Origin of the sequence: Aeromonas sp. XH, from assembly GCF_033348475.1 — a bacterium.
Classification (GTDB): domain Bacteria; phylum Pseudomonadota; class Gammaproteobacteria; order Enterobacterales; family Aeromonadaceae; genus Aeromonas; species Aeromonas sanarellii.
Genome location: NZ_CP137630.1, coordinates 3,297,509 through 3,313,513, shown reverse-complemented (window position 1 = coordinate 3,313,513; position 16,005 = coordinate 3,297,509). Strand labels below are relative to the sequence as shown.

The window sequence follows — 16,005 nt, the reverse complement described above, 5'->3', positions numbered from 1 at the left end:
TTGTGTGAATAAATGTGATTTGTGAGCCCGTTTCAGGTTATTTATCATTTTTTCCCAGGTCGCTGGGGTAGAATGGCGCCTTCCCTTCCCCGAGGTGCGAGGCAAGATGATTCCCGTAGAGCGACAGCAACGTATCCTGCAACTGCTGGCAGAGCGCGGCGTGGTCAGCATAGTGGAGCTGACCGACTGGCTGCAGGTCTCCCACATGACCATCAGGCGCGACATCCAGAAGCTGGAGGAGCAGGGGCGGGTACTCTCCGTCTCCGGCGGGGTCAGCCTCTCCCAGCGGATCAAGAGCGAGCCCTCCCACGCCGCCAAGCGCAGCCTGATGCAGGGGGCCAAGCTGGCCATTGCGCGGCTCGCCGCTGCCCAGGTGAGCGAGGGGAGCACCGTCTATCTGGATGCCGGTACCACCTCCCTGGAGTTGGCCCGGGAGTTGGCGCTGCGGGAAGACCTGATGATAGTGACCAACGACTTCATGGTGTGCGCCTACCTCATCGAGCACGGCCGCTGCCGCCTCTATCACACCGGGGGCCAGGTCATTCGCGAGAACCAGTCCTGCGCCGGGGAGGCCACCGCCCACTTCCTGCGCAACCTCCATCTGGACGTTGCCTTCCTGTCAGCCTCCTCCTGGGACAGTCAGGGGATCTCCACCCCGAGCGAACAGAAGGTGCCGGTGAAGCGGGCCGTGGTGGAGTCGGCGGCGACCCGCATCCTCATCTGCGACTCGTCCAAATATGGCAAGGTGGGGACCTTCAACGTGGTGAGCTGGGATGCGATCGATCAGGTGATCACCGACGAGCAACTGCCCCAGAGCGCCCGCGAGGCGCTGGCCCAGCACGGGGTCAGGGTGACCATGGCACCGCTGGCCAGTCTGGCGGTCAGCGGCGAGTGAGGGGGCATCGTCCCTGAGACTGGTCAGGGACGGGCCCTGGGTCAGCGGCTGCCTGCCGCCGGCTCCTCCGCCAGGTTGGCTGAGCCCTGGATCACCTCCCCCGCCTTCTCGATGTCCCGCCCCATCCCGTGAATGGTGTTGCAACCCAGCAACCAGAGGCTGGCGCAGAGCACCAGCAGCATGCGATTCGCGTTCATCCTTCCTCCTTGCATCCTATGGGGTCAGCTTGAGCAGGCGCCCCTGACCCGAGTCCGTCAGCAGATAGAGCGCGCCGTCGGGGCTCTCCTTGACGGTACGGATCCGCTCCCCCAGATCGGTCAGCAACCGCTCCTGTGACACTATGGTGTCCCCGTCCAGGCGCAGGCGCAACAGGGCCTGGCCTCGCAGGGCGCCGACCAGCAGATCTCCCCGCCACTCCTTGAACAGGGCGCCCTGATAGAACGCCATGCCCGAGGGGGCGATGGAGGGCACCCAGATCCAGCGCGGCGCCGTCAGGCCCGGCGCGCTCTGGCCCACGCCAATCTTGCCGCCACCGTACTCCTCGCCGAAGGTCACTCTGGGCCAGCCGTAGTTGTGGCCTGGCAGGATGAGGTTGACCTCGTCGCCACCCTGGGGGCCGTGCTCGTGGGCCCAGAATTGCCGGCTGCCGGGGCGCAGCGCCGCCCCCTGCATGTTGCGATGGCCCAGGCTCCAGATCTCCGGCAGGGCCCCCGGCGTCGTCACGAAGGGGTTGTCGGCGGGCACCCGGCCATCCTTGTGCAGGCGTACCGTCTTGCCGAGATGGTTGTCGAGCGTCTGGGCCCGCCCCCGCTCGGTGTAACGGTCGCCGAGGGTGATAAAGAGATAGCCATCCTCCGTCAGCACCAGACGGGAGCCGAAGTGGGCGCCGCCGGCCACCTTGGGCTGCTGGCGAAACAGCAGTTGCCAGTCGACCAACGCATCTTTTTGCAGCCGGGCCCGGGCCACGGCGGTGCCGGCGCCGCCGTCCCCCGGCTCGCTGTAGCTGAGATACACCCAGCCCTCGCCGTCCAGGGCGAGATCGAGCAGCCCCCCCTGACCCGCGGCGGCGAGGGGGGGCAGGCCCGAGATAAGGTGGCGCTCGCCACCGGCGTCGATGCGCAGCAGGCGGCCCGGCCGCTCGCTGACGAGGTAGCCGCCATCGGGGAGAAACGCGAGCCCCCAGGGATGGCGCAGCTCCCCCGCCACTTGGGTCAGGGTCAGCGCCCGCACCGGGAGCGCCAGGCAGACAAGCAGCAGGGCAAGCAGTCGCAACATGGGGGATATCCTCTCTCTGGCCAGGCCTGAACGTCGCTGAAGTATAGGGGAAGGGAGCGGGAAAACGTGAGACACAACAAGCTATTGCATCACTTCGCCGCCTACACTTCACACTGTCATCAAGGCGAATAGTGCGCCAGCCCGGGCCCGGGATAATGGAGGATTCAGATGTCATCACTTGCGTCGGCGCCTGGGCGCCTCCTGTCCGATCTGCTGGCCGGCGTCACCGCGGCGGCCGTGGTGCTGCCCAAGGCCATGGCCTATGCCACGGTGGCGGGGCTGCCGGTGGCGATCGGTCTCTACACCGCGTTCGTGCCCATGGTGATCTACGCCCTGCTGGGCTCCTCCCGGGTGCTCAGCGTCAGCTCCACCAGCACCCTGGCTATCCTGACAGCCACCCAGCTCGGACTGGTGGTACCGGACGGCGACCCCGGCCGGCTGCTCACGGTGACGGCTACCCTGACCCTGATGGTGGGGGCCATGCTGATGCTGGCGGCCGCGCTGCGGCTCGGCTTCATCGCCAACTTCATCTCCCTGCCGGTGCTGGTGGGGTTCAAGAGCGGCATAGGGCTGGTGATCATCCTCGACCAGCTGCCCAAGCTGTTCGGGGTGCACCTCCAGAAGGAGAACTTCTTCCTGGATCTCTACCACCTCGGCCAGGCGCTGCCCCAGACCTCCTGGCTGACCCTGGGAGTCGCCCTCGCCACCCTGGTGGTGCTGGTGTTCATGGAGTGGCGCTTTCCCCACTCCCCCGCCCCCCTGCTGGGGGTGGGGGTCGGTATCGCGCTGGTGTGGGGCCTCGGCCTGAACGAGGCGGGCGTCGCCATCGTCGGGACCATCCCCACCGGCCTGCCCGGCCTGACGATGCCGGATCCGACCCTGGTGTTGCAGCTGCTGCCGGGGGCGGCGGGCATAGCGCTGATGAGCTTCACCGAGACCATAGCCGCAGGCCGGGCCTTCGTGGGGAAGGAGGAGCCCGAGATCAATGCAAACCGGGAACTGGTGGCCACCGGGCTGGCCAACCTGGGGGGCGCCTTCTGCGGCAGCATGCCGGCGGGGGGCGGCACCTCCCAGACGGCGGTAGTGCGCTCCGTCGGGGGCCTGAGCCAGCGGGCCTCCGCGGTCACCGCCGCGATGGCGCTGGCCACCATGATCTTCCTCGCCCCGCTGCTCTCCTGGCTGCCGAGCGCCACCCTGGCGATGGTGGTCATCGTCTACTCGGTGGGGCTCATCCAGCCGGGGGAGTTTCGCAAGATAGGGCAGATCCGCATGATGGAGTTTCGCTGGGCCGTCATCGCCTGCCTGGGGGTGCTGCTGTTCGGCACCCTGGAGGGCATAGTGGTCGCCATCCTCGCCTCCCTGCTGGGGCTGGCGAGCCAGACGGCGCACCCCAGGGTCTATGTGATCGGCCGCAAGCCCGGGGAGGATGTGCTGCGCCCGCTCAGCGAGCAGCATCCCGATGACGAGACTATCCCGGGCCTGCTGATCCTGCGCCCGGAGGGGCGCCTCTTCTTCATCAACGCGCAACACGTGGCGGCCCAGGTCCGGCAGCTGACCGAGACGCACAGGCCCGAGGTGGTGGTGCTCGACATGAGCCGGGTGCAGGACGTGGAATACTCGGCCCTGATGATGCTGATGGAGGGGGAGCGGCAGGTGCGTGACAAGGGGGTCACGCTCTGGCTGGCCGGGCTCAACCCTGGGGTGCTCGAGAACGTGCGCCGCAGCGGGCTGGCCAGCCAGCTGGGGGAGGGTCGCATGCTGTTCAATGCCCGGGCGGCCATCCGCCAGTATCGGCAGGGCAGGGGTGAGCCCGGGCTCACCCCGCTTGCCTAGAAACGCTCCGGAATGATGCGCAGGGGGTGTTCCGAGGGGGTGACCTTGCCTATCTTGCGCCTGGGCAGCTTGACCGGCTCGGCCGGCAGCGCCTCGTAGGGGATGTGCGACAGCAGGTGGGAGATGATGTTGAGGCGCACCCGCTTCTTGTCCTCGGAGCGGGCCACGAACCAGGGGGCCCAGGCGGTGTCGGTGGCGATGAACATGGCATCCCGCGCCCGGGTGTAGTCATCCCAGCGGTTGAAGGACTTGATGTCCATGGGGGAGAGCTTCCAGATCTTGCGACCGTCGTCGATGCGATCCCGCAGCCGCCGCTCCTGCTCCTCTGGGGTCACCTCCAGCCAGTACTTCAGCAGTATGATGCCCGAATCGACCATGGCCTTCTCCACCATGGGGGTGCCTGCCAGGAATTTGTCGCTCGCCTCCTCGCTGCAAAAGCCCATGATGCGTTCCACGCCGGCCCTGTTGTACCAGCTGCGATCGAAGATGACGATCTCGCCCGCCGCCGGCAGGTGGGGGATATAGCGCTGGAAGTAGAGCTGGCTCTTCTCCCGCTCCGTGGGGGCGGGCAGAGCGACGACGCGAAAGACCCGGGGGCTGACCCGCTCGGTGATCGCCTTGATGGTGCCCCCCTTGCCGGCCCCGTCGCGCCCCTCGAACACGATGCAGACCTTGAGCCCCTTGTGCACCACCCACTGCTGCAGCTTCACCAGCTCCACGTGCAGGCGGCGCAGCTCCTTCTCGTACTCCTTGTTGCCGAGGGGCTTCTGCTCCTCGACCACGACCGGCTGTTCAGCCCTGGATTTTTTTTTGCTGCCCATGATGTCCTTCTTGTGTCTCAAACGGATGGAGAGTGGCCGTCATCCCGGACGGCGCCCTTCAAGCGTAGATGACGGCGCCGGCTCGCCGTTGGCGGCGAGGGCAGAGGGTGATCGGGATCATGGGTGGGCAGGTGGACGGCGAGCCCTTGCCCCGGTTGTCGCCATCCCCACGGGGCTGGGGCCGCACTGCGCACAGCGCTGGCGGGGGATGATGAAGGGGCCAAGAACGACCAAGGGGTTGGCATCTTGCGATGCCAACCCCTTGTTTTGTATGGCGTTCCCGACTGGAGTCGAACCAGTGGCCTGTCCCTTAGGAGGGGACCGCTCTATCCTGCTGAGCTACGGGAACCTTGTGGCGAGCATTATACAAGAAGCATTGTGCTTTTAAACCCTTGATTCCTATTCCAATACGGCCAAATCACCGATTTGGACATTGAATGGCGAATATTTGTTCTGACTGCTGATGACGGCACCGTCCTCGAACACCTGCACCACCTCGAACAGGCCGTCGGCGGGATTGCGCATCACCCTGGACTTGCCGTAGGGGTCGACGAAGTCGGCGCTGTGCTGGACGCGGAACTGATCCCCGAGCTTGACGCCGTTGCGACGGCCCAGATTGATGTGGGGACCGCGCTCGTGCTGGGCCACGATCCGGGCGGTGACGGGGGCGCAGGCAAGCTCGGCGACGATGTCCTGGGCCGCCTCCTTCAACTGGTAGCCCACCTCCTGGCCATAACTCGACTGCCAGAACCGGCCGCCGCTGCTGCCGACCTGTTCCCGCTTGGAGAAGGTCCAGTTGGCGCGCCCCTGGTACTCCTTGCGACCGAGCAGGGTGCCGTTGATGCCGTCAAACAGGTAGAGCTGCATACGGAAATTGCGCACGGGATCCTCATACCAGCTGGTCAGGGCGTTGCCCTGAGGCTCGAGGGAGAGATCGTCGATGCTGCCGAGCACCAGGTACTGGCTGTCGGTGCGCAGGCTCAGGGCCTTGATCTCCTCGAGGGCGCTGCGATCCCCCTGCTGCAGGTGGAGCGGATCGATGCGCAGGTTCTCATCGAGCCACTGGCGGGCGACCACCCCCTGGGGGGCTGCCGCCAAGGTCTCGAACAGGCGGCGGGAGAGATCGGCGGGCATGTCGTCCAGGGCGCCGGTGCTCGCCTGATCCGGGTAGCGCATGCGCAGGCGTACCAGCGTCAAATCCTTGGCGTAGTGCTGGGTCTGGCAGATCTGGCGCTCGGCCTGGATGTCGGCTACCAGCGTGATGTACATGCGGCCGTTGCGCACCTCTTCGCGCTTGAGACGGTACTGACGGATGTCGCCGCCGGAACGGATCTGGATCTGCTCCGAGCGCAGGCTGCCATTTTCCAGGCGCTGGATGCTGGAGACGGACGCCCCGCTGGCCAGCAGGGCCTGGCGCAGCGCATCCCGGGTTGCCTGCTCGCGGGCATAGACCTCGTCACCCCCCAGGATGGCGGCACTGCCCTGGGCCTCGATGAGCTCGGCCCGGGCCGACAGGCTGGCCAGCAGCAGGGTTAACAGCAGCGAAACTTTCATGACGGACACCTTGAATGGGTGACCCCGTGGCCGCCGGCAAGGCGGGCCAGGGGCCTGGACACTGACCCGATCCACACCGGGCAGCCAAATAAAAGCAAGATCCATGCCTTGTCCCCGGGGCCGGGGATCCTCGTTGCGCCGGCTGGTACCGTCCGGCGCGGCCGGCCCCTGTGCGGATCGTCGGGGGATCCTGGGTGCATTCCCGGCTCAAGTGTTGGCGTTTGCGACCGATAACAGGTCAGGTGCAGATGCAGGAAAAGTATCCATGAAGAGAGTTATCACGGTGCTGGCGGTGGCGCTGGCATTGGCCGGTTGCGGGTCGACCGACCCCATCAACCGGGATCAGGGGGATCCTCGCCAGGCGGCGAAGGGGATGGAGCTGAACTGGCTGGTGGCCCGCATGACGGATCAGCTGATGGAGCGCAAGTCCCTCACCACCCTGAGCGAGCCCATCGCGGTCGCGTCCTTCGTCGATCTCGACACCCTGAAGGACACCAACTGGATGGGGCAGCAGATCGAGGAGAGCTTCATCTACGAGTTGAACCGGCGCGGCGAGGTGGTGGTGGACTTCAAGACCACGGGCAGCATCCAGGTGACCCCGCAGGGGGACTTCGTGATGAGCCGCAACTACAAGGATCTCTCGTCCCGTCTGCCCATCTCCCGCATCCTGACCGGCACCTTCAGCCGCAACCAGCAGGGGATCCTGGTCAACGCCCGCATCATCGATCTGCGGACCAAGATGGTGGAGACCACGGCCCAGAGCCTGATCCCGAAACAGTATCTGTCCGGCGCCAGCAACTCCTTTGGCCGGGCCTCCATCAACCGCGGTTACCTGATGCGGGGCGGCCAGAGCCCGTCCGGCCATCTGGTCAACCTGACCCCCTGAGGAGTAAACGGCGATGAAAATCTTGTTGGGTTGCCTGATGGCCATGTTGCTGACGGCGTGCAGCGGAAAATCTGGTGTGGTGAACTGCGAGACGGGGAAACTGCGATGAAAATCTTGTTGGGTTGCCTGATGGCAATGTTGCTGACGGCGTGCAGCGGCAACCGGGTGGTGAACTACGACGTGGGCGAGAAGCCCGATGATTTCCCGGTGCTCAAGGCGGTGGGCTATGCGGTGATCGACATCCAGCCCGGCCCCTCCCAGTCCGAGAAGATGTTGCAGGCGATCCGGGCCTCCAAGATGGATGCCTACCGGGAGCTGGCCGAGCAGCTCAACGGCCAGCAGGTGCGCGGCCAGAGCAGCTACAAGGACCTGACCCAGACCTCCAACTCCCTGGACGTGTCGGTGGCCGGCATGGTGCGCGGTGCCCGCGTGGTGGCGACCTACCCCCGCGGCAACACCTATGCCACCGAACTGGAGCTCGATACCCGCAACCTCTACCACCTGAACCAGCTGATGGCGGGCCAGTTCTGAGGCGCCTGACAGTCAGGTGGGCACAAGCGGCGCCAGGCACAGAAGGCGAACCCCAGGGTTCGCCTTCTGCTTATCTTGCTTGTCTCGGGGCGGTAGCCCCAGGGCTCACTGGTTGCCCATCAGCACCGGCGGCACGGCGGTCGGCTTGACGTCTTCGCTCGGGTAGCAGCCCAGCACCTTGATGTAGCGGGTGATCTTGGTCAGCTCCAGCAGGGCGGCCTGCATCTCGGGATTTTGCAGGTTGGCGGAGACATCCAGATAGAACATCTCTTCCCAGGGGTTGCCCTGCACCGGGCGTGATTCGAGCTTGGTCATGTTGATCTCGTGGCTGCGCAGCACCAGCAGCGCCTCCACCAGGGAGCCCGGCTTCTGGGAGGTGGACATGATGAGGGTGGTCTTGGCCGGGATCTGGGGCGCCACGTCGATGGGCTTGCGCGCCACAACTATGAAGCGGCTGTAGTTCTCCTTCTGGTTCGCGAGCTGCTCGGCCAGCACGTCCAGGCCATAGAGCTCGCCGCCGGCGGCGCTGCCGATGGCCGCCGCCTCCGGGCTCGCCAGCTCCTTCACCTTCATCATGGCGCTGGAGGAGGAGTCGCAGATCTCGTGGCGCGCCCCTTCCAGCTTGCTCAGATAGTGGGAGCACTGCTGGAACACCTGGGGGTGGGCGTAGAAGGTCTTGATGCGAGAGAGCTCGGTGGGCACGGCGGTGAGGATGCAGTGCTCTATGGGGTAGGTGAGCTCACCGACGATGGAGAGGGTGGTGTGCTGCATCACGTCATACACCTCGTTGATGGAGCCCGAGCTGGTGTTCTCGATGGGCAGCACCCCGAAGGCGGCGCGGCCCGACTCCACGGTGTCCAGCACCTCGCGGAAGTTCTGGCAGTTCACCTCGATCACCTGATCCTTGTAGCGGGCCAGGTATTTGCGGGCCGCCAGGCTGGAGTAAGAGCCGCGCGGGCCCAGGTAGGCGACGCTGGTCATGGGCTCCTGCTGCTGGGGGTTCAGCAGGCTCTGCAGGTAGGCCTGCTGGGAGAGCACGGAGTCCTCGATGATGGTGTGATAGATGCGGGTGATGTACTGGGCGTCCAGCCCGAGCGCGCGCCCCTTCTGGATCAGGGCGACCAGCAGATCCTGCTCGCGCTGGTGGTCACGGATGGGACGGGGGTTGGCCTGCTTGGCGCGGGCAACCTCGATGCTGAGGGTCTTGCGCTTGGCCAGCAGGGCGAGCAGCTCCTGATCCAACTGGGTGATGTCGTGTCTGATCTCGTCGAGCGTAGCCATGGTGGTTCCCTATCCAAATCTTCTGTGGTGGTTGGTGCAAAAAAAAGCCTCCGCTGGGGAGGCTCGATTCGTCTTTGGTTTCTGTTTACGCGAATGGTTCACGTGACGACGGGCCTTCCCTCATGTGGGCCGGGTAAACGAGAAAACAAAGAAGAATGCTGTGTGCATGGGCGTGTCCTGAATGTAACGCCATAACCATTAAGGGATTTGGCGGTGCGATGCAAGTAAAACTTGCCCGGGGGCGTTGAACGGGGCAGGGTAGTGGCTCGGGCTGCCAGGGGGAGTGAGCGCCGTTTTGGCCCGATCTGTGACAACGAAAAAGAGGAGGCGAGGCGATGGCGATTATCTTCGATCTGGGTCGGGTGGTGGTGAGCTGGGATCCGGTCGGCATAGTGAGTGCGGTGCGAGGACCCCAGGGGGCGGCGGAGCTGGCGGAGCGGCTGTTCAACCACCCGGACTGGCTGGAGGTGGACAGGGGCACCCTCTCCCTTCACACCATGGCCCGCCAGGCGCAGGCGCGCACCGGCCTGAGCGCGGCGGACAACCTCGCCATCCTGCAGGCGGTTCCCGCCTCCCTGCTGCCGGATCCCGCCATGGTGGCCCTCATCGAGGAGCTTCATGGCGCCGGCCACGCCCTCTACGCCCTCTCCAACATGGGCCACGCCAGCATCGACTGGCTGGAGCGGCAGGATTTCTGGCGCTTCTTCAGCGGCAAGGTGGTGTCGGCCCGGGTGCGGATGATGAAGCCGGAGCCCGACATCTACCGCTACCTGCTGGTGTCGTTTGACTTGCAGGCCGAGGAGTGCCTCTTTATCGACGACAGCCCGGCCAACGTGGCGGCGGCCGAGGCGCTCGGCCTGCGGGGGCTGGTCTTCACCGATGCGCCCCGGTGCCGCCAGCACCTGGTGGAGCAGGGCCTGCTGCCCGCCTGAGGGGGTGGAGAACCCAGGATGGGTGGCGAAGAAAGCGAGTCAAGCGTTGCCATAGAGCAAATAACGTTCAGATTTAACCATGTCATTTAAGGGTATATTCAGCTTGGTACGCGCAAAATGGTATCCAATTCATCATCCGGAGTTGTTGTTATGGATGCCAATGTAGTCGCGCTGAATCGGGGATACGATCAGACCTTCCAAGCCAGGGAACAGAGGCTCATCAATACCCTGGCCGGTTACGGCGAACTGCTTGTCTCCTTCTCCGGTCGACTGGAATCCTGCTACAGCATGGATCTTTGCCGGGCCAGCGGGGTCCGCTTTCGCGCCATCACCCTGGACAACCCCACCCTCAGCCGTCAGTCGGTGGCCAGGGCCAGGCGCTATTGCCGGCACTACGGCATCCCCCACCAGGTGCTCAAGACGGACGAGATGATCTTCAGCGTGCACCTCGGCCACCTCGACGAGGTGACGGATCCGGTGCGCTATCTGTGCCGGCAGCTCGAGCATGACGACGGTCCGCCGCTGCTGATGTCGGCCTCCGTCGAGGAGATGCGGGAGTATCTGCGCCGGTTTCACAGCCTGCCAGCCAACACCCTCTGGCTGTTTGCCGAGCAGGGCATGACCCAGCGGGACTTTCGCTACGGTTTCCACAAGCGGCAGCTGGATCTCTGGGGCAAGGGAGGGGAGGCCTGCCTGAGCCGGCGCTTCTCCGACATCGAGTCTCTGGATCGGCGGAATCTGCGCATGGTCGACATGGCCGAGCAGATGCTGTTCGACATGGGGCTGGATGGTGCCCAGGTCTTCTTCCATACCCTGGCGGACAGGGTCACCACCCTGGCGAGGATCCAGGTTCCCCAGCGCATGCGGGCCCTGGTGTTCGACATGCAGCCGAGCATCCAGAAGGCGCTCAAGAGCGCCCAGTTCGATCTGGTGACCCTGGATATGGCCGCGGGGGAGGATCCCCAGTCCCTGGTCATCTGATCCCGCGCCGGGGTCGCAACGTGAGTCGGGTCATAGGCAAGGGGGGCCCGACTCTTTATACTGCTGCTTCTCCGTCCCTTACCGAGTCTTTGCCCATGAAGCCCCTCTCCCGACTGCTGGTTGCCCTCTGCCTCTTCCCTCTGCTGGCCGAGGCCGCCCCCCTGCACCAGATCACCCTGCCCGACGGCCGCCAGGTACAGCTCAACGATGACTTCACCTGGGAATACCTGCTGGTCAAGCCCGCCGAGGCGAGCCCCGGCAAGACGGTGACGGCAAGCGTGGCGGCCCCGGTGCTGACCGAGCAGGCCCTGGCCCATCCCGATCTGCTCTCCCAGGCGACCCGGGACGGCATCACGGTGAAGCTGGACCAGGTAACGGGCGAGGATCCCCTGAGCCTGCAGTTTCTGGTGAGCAACACCGGCAGCCGCAACGTGGTGCGGGTGAACGGCAGCCTGACCCTGTTCAGTGCCGAGGGCGTGCAGCTCTCGAGCCAGCCCGTGCGTTTCTGGGTCGGGGAGAACCGCTTGCCCGAGTCCTATCTGCGCAAGGGGGAGGCGAGAGCGTCCCGGGCCATCGAGCTGGCTAGACCGGCCAGTCTGACCGGCAAGCCGCTGGTGCGGGTGCAGATCGACGAGGTGGAGTTCCGCTAGGATGACGGCGGGGGAGCCCTCGCTCCCCCGCAGAGTGTTGCACCGGTAACCGCCAGCAATATCCGCTTACATCTGCCATGGTTTGGCAACAGCTTGCCGCTCGGCGCCTCCCCGTTTGCCCGTCACAATGACTCCATTCCAGTGAGGTCCCCTCACTCAACCCATGGAGTCAACAAAATGCAAAAGATCGCACTGTCTGTTCTGGTTCTGGCCGGTCTCTCTTCCACCTCCGTCCTAGCACAGGATGCCTTCAGCTACGCCAAGGGCTCTGCCACCTGGGCGCACACCAAGTCGGACTACATCGGTGGCAAGGACAGCGACAACCGCGATTTCGGCGGTCTGAGCCTGGATCTCTCCAAGAGCTTTGGCAGCAACGTCTACGGTCGGGTCGGTACCGAATACACCTCCCGCAGCAGCGGCAACGACAGCATGGCCATCTCCAGCCTGGGGGTGGGGGTCTTCACTCCCCTCAGCACCGGCCTGAACCTGTACGGCGAAACCGGTCTGATGGGCTACAGCCTGGAGCGCGAGCTCGCCTCCAACGTGAACGACAGCGGCTGGGACGACATCACCCGCAAGCAGAGTGGCAGCCTGTACGGGGAAGTGGGCCTGCGCTACGACATCGGCGCCGTCGAGCTCTCCACCGGTTACCGCTACGCCAACATGACCGACGACATGCACGACTTCAAGGCGGGGGCGGCCTACAAGCTGACCCAGAACCTGGCCCTCACCGCCGACTACACCTATCGCAACTGGGATCTGCAAAAAGGCTCCATCTCCAGCCTGGGCGTGAAATACAGCTTCTGATCTTCCTGCCTGTAGTGTCTTCCTTTTTACCCATGACCCCGGTCATGGGTTTTTTTGTCTGTGGTTGATCCTGTCGTCGCTCTCCTGTCGTATCAGTCCGCAATAGTTATACAACTTCCATTTTCTTGTATAACTGCTATAACGGATTCAATACTTATACAAGGGGTGTTTCCATGTACAAGATAAAGGTCGGTATCAGCGCCTGTCTGCTCGGACAGGAGGTTCGCTTCGACGGTGGACACAAGCGCTCCAGCTTCTGCGAGCGGGATCTCGGCGCCCATTTCGACTATCACCCCGTCTGCCCGGAGATGGCCATCGGCCTCGGCGCCCCCCGTGCCGCCATCCGGCTGGTGAAGCGCCACGGCGAGATCCGCGCCGAGGCGAGCAACGGCAGCTTCGACGTCACCGACAAGCTCATCGCTTTTAGTGAGCAGAAGGCGCGCCAGCTCGACTTCATCTCCGGTTATATCCTCTGTGCCAAGTCCCCCAGCTGCGGCATGGAGCGGGTGCGCATCTATGGCGCCAACAACGAGGGCAGCGCCAAGGAGGGGGTCGGCCTGTTCGCCAGGGCGCTGATGGAAGCCAACCCCCTGCTGCCGGTGGAGGAGGACGGCCGACTGTGCGACCCCATATTGCGGGAGAACTTCGTGCTGAGGGTCTTCGCCTATCACGACTGGCAGCAGCTCTGCGCCCGGGGGATCACCGCCTCCGCCCTCATCCGCTTCCATTCACGCTACAAGTACCTGGTGCTCTCCCATGCCACCAGCCACTACCGCGCCCTGGGTCGGCTGCTCGGCAACCTCGGCAAGGCCAATCTGCAGGAGGTGGCCGACAGCTACATCCAGGGGCTGATGGCGGCGCTGACGATCCGCGCCAACCGCCGCAGCCACACCAATGTGCTGATGCACCTGCAGGGTTACTTCAAGCGGATGCTGACCCCGGCCCAGAAACAGGAGCTGTGCGAGGCCATCGACAAGTACCGTACCGGTGTCTTCCCGCTGCTGGTGCCGCTCACCCTGATCCGCCACTACCTGCGCGAGCACCCCAACCCCTATCTCTCGGATCAGGTCTATCTCAATCCCCATCCCGATACGTTGAAACTGCGTTACGGGCTCTAAAAACGTGGTGCCATATGGTCGAGCAGCGCTATCCCGACCCTCATCCCGATACGCTGACACTGCGTTACGGGCTCTGAACACCCTGTGCAGGCCCCGGTGGATAGCCGGGGTCTCTCCCGCAACCCTTGATGGATGTCGTTATGTCTGATTTACCCCATGCCCCTTCGCCGGAGGAGGGGATCTACCCCATCCGCGAGGTCTCCCGCCTCACCGGGGTCAACGCCGTCACCCTGCGCGCCTGGCAGCGCCGCTACGGGCTGGTGCAGCCGGCCCGTACCGAGAAGGGGCACCGCCTCTACAGCGAGCAGGACATCCGCCAGATCGGCGAGATCCTGAGCTGGCTGGAGCGGGGAGTGAGCATAGGCCAGGTCAAGGGGCTCCTGAGCGAATCCCAGATCGCGCCGGTGAGCGATCACTGGCAGCAGACCCTGGAGCAGTTTGGTCAGACGCTGCTCGCCTTCAACCAGCGCAGGGCGGAGGCCCTGCTCGGCGAGCTGTTGGCGAGCTATCCGTTCGAGCTGGTGCGCAGCCGGGTGTTGCAACCCCTGGTGGAGCGGCTGCTGGGGCTCTGGCGCGAGCGCCCTGACGGCGAGCTGCTGCACCAGGTGTGGCTCGGCTGGCTGCATACCCGCTTCGCCCGCCACCTCATCGAGCAGGAGAAGGGCATCCCCGTCACCCTGGCAAGCTGGGGGCAGGTGGGGCCCCTGGATCTGGTCTGGGCCGCTTATGAGCTCATCGGTCAGGGTTATGAGGTGCAGCTGCTGGGGGCGGTGGAGCCGCGCCATGCCTCCCTGCTGGAGGGACGCGCCACTCCCCCCTGGCTGATACTGCTGGGAGCCGGGCTCGGCAAGCAGGATCTGGCCGCCGAGTGGCCTGCCGGCACCCGCTTCTTTGGCGAGCTGGGACGCCTCTACGACGAGGAGTGGCGGCAAGCCCGGGACTGGCACGCCACCCTGGCCGAGGTCAGTGCGACGCATCGCACCACCAAGACGAGGGGCAAGGGCGGGAGAAAACAATCATGAGGCTGGTCTGGTTTCGAAACGATCTGCGCCTGGCCGACAACCCGGCCCTGCGGCACGCCTGCGCCGGGGAAGAGCCGGTCGCGGCGCTCTTCATCCTCTCGCCGACCCAGTGGCGGCAGCACAAGTTGGCCCCGGTCCGCCAGCGCTTCATCCTGGCGCAGCTCGATGCGCTGGGCCGCGAGCTGGCGGCCCTCGGCATTCCGCTCCATCTGCTGCGGGTCGAGACCTTTGCCGAGGTGCCGGCGGCGCTGGCTGACTTAAGCCGCGAGCTCGGGGTGAGCGAGCTCTATGCCAACCAGGCCATCGAGATAGACGAGCTGCGCCGCGACCAGGCGGTCACCGCCGCGCTGGCGGAGCAGGGCATGACCAGCCACTGGTTCAACGGCTGCTGTGTGCTGCCGCCTGGGCGGGTGCTGACCGGTTCGGGGGAGATGTTCAAGGTGTTCACTCCCTTCAGCCGCGCCTGGCTCAAGGCCCTCGAGGAGGATGGCTTCGTCATTCACCGGGACCCCGCACCGCGCGGCGAGCCGTTGCCGTGGCTGCCCCTGGCCGAGCGGGAGTGGGTGGACGACGCGCTGGGGGAGCTGACGGCGGACGCCCGCTGGCCGGTGGGGGAGGCCGAGGCGAGCCGCCGGTTGCACGCCTTTCTGGATCAGGCGGTGCTGGACTACGGCGAGACCCGGGACTTTCCGGCGCAGGCCGGCACGTCCGTGCTCTCCCCCTATCTGGCGGCGGGCATCATCAGCCCGCGCCAGTGCGTGGGGGCGCTGCAGCAGCGCCTCGGCTACCGGCCCCAGTCGAAGGCGCAGCCCGGTTTCGTCTGGCTCAACGAGCTCATCTGGCGCGAGTTCTACCGCCACCTGCTGGTGCTGATCCCGACCCTCTCCATGAACCGCCCCTTCAAGCCCGAGACGGCGGCCCTGCCCTGGAGCTGGGATCCGGAGGCCTTCGCCACCTGGTGCGAGGGGCGCACCGGCTACCCCGTGGTCGATGCGGCCATGCGCTGCCTCAACGCCACCGGCTGGATGCACAACCGGCTGCGGATGATAGTGGCGAGCTTCCTCACCAAGGATCTGCACATCCACTGGCGGCTCGGGGAGGACTACTTCATGAGCCGGCTCATCGACGGGGATCTGGCGGCCAACAACGGCGGCTGGCAGTGGGCAGCGGGCACCGGGGCCGATGCGGCACCCTATTTCAGGGTCTTCAACCCCACCACCCAGGGGCAACGATTTGATCCGCAAGGGGAGTTCATTCGTATCTGGGTCACTGAGCTGGCCGATGTGCCTGCCGCCTATGTGCACGAGCCCCACGACTGGTTGCGGCTCAAGGGGCGGCGGGATTACCCGGCGCCCATGGTGGACCATGCCGTTGCCCGGGTGAAAGCCATCGAGATGTTCCGCGAACTGGAGAAATAAC

The 16,005-nt window shown here is 65.2% G+C and carries 16 protein-coding genes, 1 tRNA gene and 1 other annotated feature; of the genes, 11 read left to right on the top strand and 6 right to left on the bottom strand.

The annotated features are described in order from the left end of the window. Positions 1-106: 106 nt before the first annotated feature. Positions 107-895 (top strand): DeoR/GlpR family DNA-binding transcription regulator, encoded by a 789-nt coding sequence (locus R2B70_RS15205; RefSeq protein ID WP_103859122.1) that lies wholly within the window; start codon positions 107-109, stop codon positions 893-895. 41 nt (positions 896-936) lie between these two features. On the opposite strand, the gene R2B70_RS15200 is transcribed toward R2B70_RS15205, so the two are convergent. Both R2B70_RS15200 and R2B70_RS15195 read right to left on the bottom strand, forming a co-directional pair. Then, complete coding sequence (locus R2B70_RS15200) at positions 937-1,092, bottom strand: entericidin A/B family lipoprotein (protein WP_084202561.1); 156 nt, start codon at positions 1,090-1,092, stop codon at positions 937-939. Positions 1,093-1,108: 16 nt separating this feature from the next. Further along, complete coding sequence (locus R2B70_RS15195) at positions 1,109-2,170, bottom strand: PQQ-dependent sugar dehydrogenase (RefSeq protein WP_318161900.1); 1,062 nt, start codon at positions 2,168-2,170, stop codon at positions 1,109-1,111. Between the two features lie 168 nt (positions 2,171-2,338). Here R2B70_RS15195 and R2B70_RS15190 point away from each other — a divergent pair, with 168 nt between their 5' ends. After that, positions 2,339-4,003 (top strand): SulP family inorganic anion transporter, encoded by a 1,665-nt coding sequence (locus R2B70_RS15190; RefSeq protein WP_315627522.1) that lies wholly within the window; start codon positions 2,339-2,341, stop codon positions 4,001-4,003. On the opposite strand, the gene ppk2 is transcribed toward R2B70_RS15190, so the two are convergent. The 3 genes from ppk2 to R2B70_RS15175 form a co-directional block, all read right to left on the bottom strand. After that, positions 4,000-4,824, bottom strand: a complete 825-nt coding sequence (gene ppk2 / locus R2B70_RS15185) for a polyphosphate kinase 2 (RefSeq protein WP_318161899.1) — start codon at positions 4,822-4,824, stop codon at positions 4,000-4,002. The genes R2B70_RS15190 and ppk2 overlap by 4 nt on opposite strands. A 272-nt stretch (positions 4,825-5,096) precedes the next feature. Further along, positions 5,097-5,173: transfer RNA gene (locus R2B70_RS15180), tRNA-Arg, on the bottom strand. A 50-nt stretch (positions 5,174-5,223) separates the two neighbouring features. Further along, entirely contained in the window at positions 5,224-6,378 is a 1,155-nt protein-coding gene (locus R2B70_RS15175) for a flagellar assembly protein FlgT (protein ID WP_042074842.1), read from the bottom strand. Between the two features lie 265 nt (positions 6,379-6,643). Between R2B70_RS15175 and R2B70_RS15170 the strand changes: the two genes are divergently transcribed. Both R2B70_RS15170 and R2B70_RS15165 read left to right on the top strand, forming a co-directional pair. Beyond that, entirely contained in the window at positions 6,644-7,264 is a 621-nt protein-coding gene (locus R2B70_RS15170) for a FlgO family outer membrane protein (RefSeq protein WP_042074841.1), read from the top strand. A 105-nt stretch (positions 7,265-7,369) separates the two neighbouring features. Continuing rightward, complete coding sequence (locus tag R2B70_RS15165) at positions 7,370-7,795, top strand: LPP20 family lipoprotein (protein WP_010673311.1); 426 nt, start codon at positions 7,370-7,372, stop codon at positions 7,793-7,795. Positions 7,796-7,900: 105 nt separating this feature from the next. On the opposite strand, the gene pheA is transcribed toward R2B70_RS15165, so the two are convergent. Continuing rightward, on the bottom strand, positions 7,901-9,076 hold the full coding sequence (gene pheA, locus R2B70_RS15160) for a prephenate dehydratase (RefSeq protein WP_209793958.1): 1,176 nt from the start codon (positions 9,074-9,076) through the stop codon (positions 7,901-7,903). A 38-nt stretch (positions 9,077-9,114) separates the two neighbouring features. After that, positions 9,115-9,248: a sequence feature (Phe leader region), on the bottom strand. 163 nt (positions 9,249-9,411) lie between these two features. Between pheA and R2B70_RS15155 the strand changes: the two genes are divergently transcribed. The 7 genes from R2B70_RS15155 (at position 9,412) to phrB (ending at position 16,004) form a co-directional block, all read left to right on the top strand. Continuing rightward, the gene (locus R2B70_RS15155; RefSeq protein ID WP_200164029.1) at positions 9,412-10,008 is read left to right on the top strand and encodes an HAD family hydrolase; all 597 of its coding nucleotides are present in this window, start codon (positions 9,412-9,414) and stop codon (positions 10,006-10,008) included. Positions 10,009-10,125: 117 nt separating this feature from the next. Next, positions 10,126-10,989 carry a hypothetical protein gene (locus tag R2B70_RS15150; protein ID WP_167335696.1) on the top strand — a complete coding sequence of 288 codons (864 nt, stop codon included), beginning with the start codon at positions 10,126-10,128 and terminating at the stop codon, positions 10,987-10,989. 95 nt (positions 10,990-11,084) lie between these two features. Then, positions 11,085-11,639 (top strand): DUF3157 family protein, encoded by a 555-nt coding sequence (locus tag R2B70_RS15145; protein WP_202211577.1) that lies wholly within the window; start codon positions 11,085-11,087, stop codon positions 11,637-11,639. Positions 11,640-11,816: 177 nt separating this feature from the next. Beyond that, positions 11,817-12,446, top strand: coding sequence for an outer membrane beta-barrel protein (locus R2B70_RS15140; protein ID WP_042074829.1), 630 nt, complete (start codon positions 11,817-11,819; stop codon positions 12,444-12,446). Positions 12,447-12,619: 173 nt separating this feature from the next. Next, positions 12,620-13,564, top strand: a complete 945-nt coding sequence (locus R2B70_RS15135; RefSeq protein ID WP_200164032.1) for a YbgA family protein — start codon at positions 12,620-12,622, stop codon at positions 13,562-13,564. A gap of 140 nt (positions 13,565-13,704) precedes the next feature. Further along, positions 13,705-14,586, top strand: a complete 882-nt coding sequence (locus R2B70_RS15130) for a MerR family transcriptional regulator (protein WP_318161898.1) — start codon at positions 13,705-13,707, stop codon at positions 14,584-14,586. After that, a complete protein-coding gene (gene phrB, locus R2B70_RS15125; protein WP_318161897.1) occupies positions 14,583-16,004 on the top strand; it encodes a deoxyribodipyrimidine photo-lyase in 1,422 nt (473 codons plus the stop codon). Before R2B70_RS15130 ends, phrB begins: the two co-directional genes overlap by 4 nt. Position 16,005: the final 1 nt, after the last annotated feature.

Excerpts from the sequence above, each read along its gene's own strand:
- R2B70_RS15205 (WP_103859122.1), top strand. The coding sequence starts at position 107 with ATGATTCCCGTAGAGCGACAGCAACGTATCCTGCAACTGCTGGCAGAG.
- R2B70_RS15200 (WP_084202561.1), bottom strand. The coding sequence starts at position 1,092 with ATGAACGCGAATCGCATGCTGCTGGTGCTCTGCGCCAGCCTCTGGTTG.
- R2B70_RS15195 (WP_318161900.1), bottom strand. The coding sequence starts at position 2,170 with ATGTTGCGACTGCTTGCCCTGCTGCTTGTCTGCCTGGCGCTCCCGGTG.
- R2B70_RS15190 (WP_315627522.1), top strand. The coding sequence starts at position 2,339 with ATGTCATCACTTGCGTCGGCGCCTGGGCGCCTCCTGTCCGATCTGCTG.
- ppk2 (WP_318161899.1), bottom strand. The coding sequence starts at position 4,824 with ATGGGCAGCAAAAAAAAATCCAGGGCTGAACAGCCGGTCGTGGTCGAG.
- R2B70_RS15175 (WP_042074842.1), bottom strand. The coding sequence starts at position 6,378 with ATGAAAGTTTCGCTGCTGTTAACCCTGCTGCTGGCCAGCCTGTCGGCC.
- R2B70_RS15170 (WP_042074841.1), top strand. The coding sequence starts at position 6,644 with ATGAAGAGAGTTATCACGGTGCTGGCGGTGGCGCTGGCATTGGCCGGT.
- R2B70_RS15165 (WP_010673311.1), top strand. The coding sequence starts at position 7,370 with ATGAAAATCTTGTTGGGTTGCCTGATGGCAATGTTGCTGACGGCGTGC.
- pheA (WP_209793958.1), bottom strand. The coding sequence starts at position 9,076 with ATGGCTACGCTCGACGAGATCAGACACGACATCACCCAGTTGGATCAG.
- R2B70_RS15155 (WP_200164029.1), top strand. The coding sequence starts at position 9,412 with ATGGCGATTATCTTCGATCTGGGTCGGGTGGTGGTGAGCTGGGATCCG.
- R2B70_RS15150 (WP_167335696.1), top strand. The coding sequence starts at position 10,126 with ATGGTATCCAATTCATCATCCGGAGTTGTTGTTATGGATGCCAATGTA.
- R2B70_RS15145 (WP_202211577.1), top strand. The coding sequence starts at position 11,085 with ATGAAGCCCCTCTCCCGACTGCTGGTTGCCCTCTGCCTCTTCCCTCTG.
- R2B70_RS15140 (WP_042074829.1), top strand. The coding sequence starts at position 11,817 with ATGCAAAAGATCGCACTGTCTGTTCTGGTTCTGGCCGGTCTCTCTTCC.
- R2B70_RS15135 (WP_200164032.1), top strand. The coding sequence starts at position 12,620 with ATGTACAAGATAAAGGTCGGTATCAGCGCCTGTCTGCTCGGACAGGAG.
- R2B70_RS15130 (WP_318161898.1), top strand. The coding sequence starts at position 13,705 with ATGTCTGATTTACCCCATGCCCCTTCGCCGGAGGAGGGGATCTACCCC.
- phrB (WP_318161897.1), top strand. The coding sequence starts at position 14,583 with ATGAGGCTGGTCTGGTTTCGAAACGATCTGCGCCTGGCCGACAACCCG.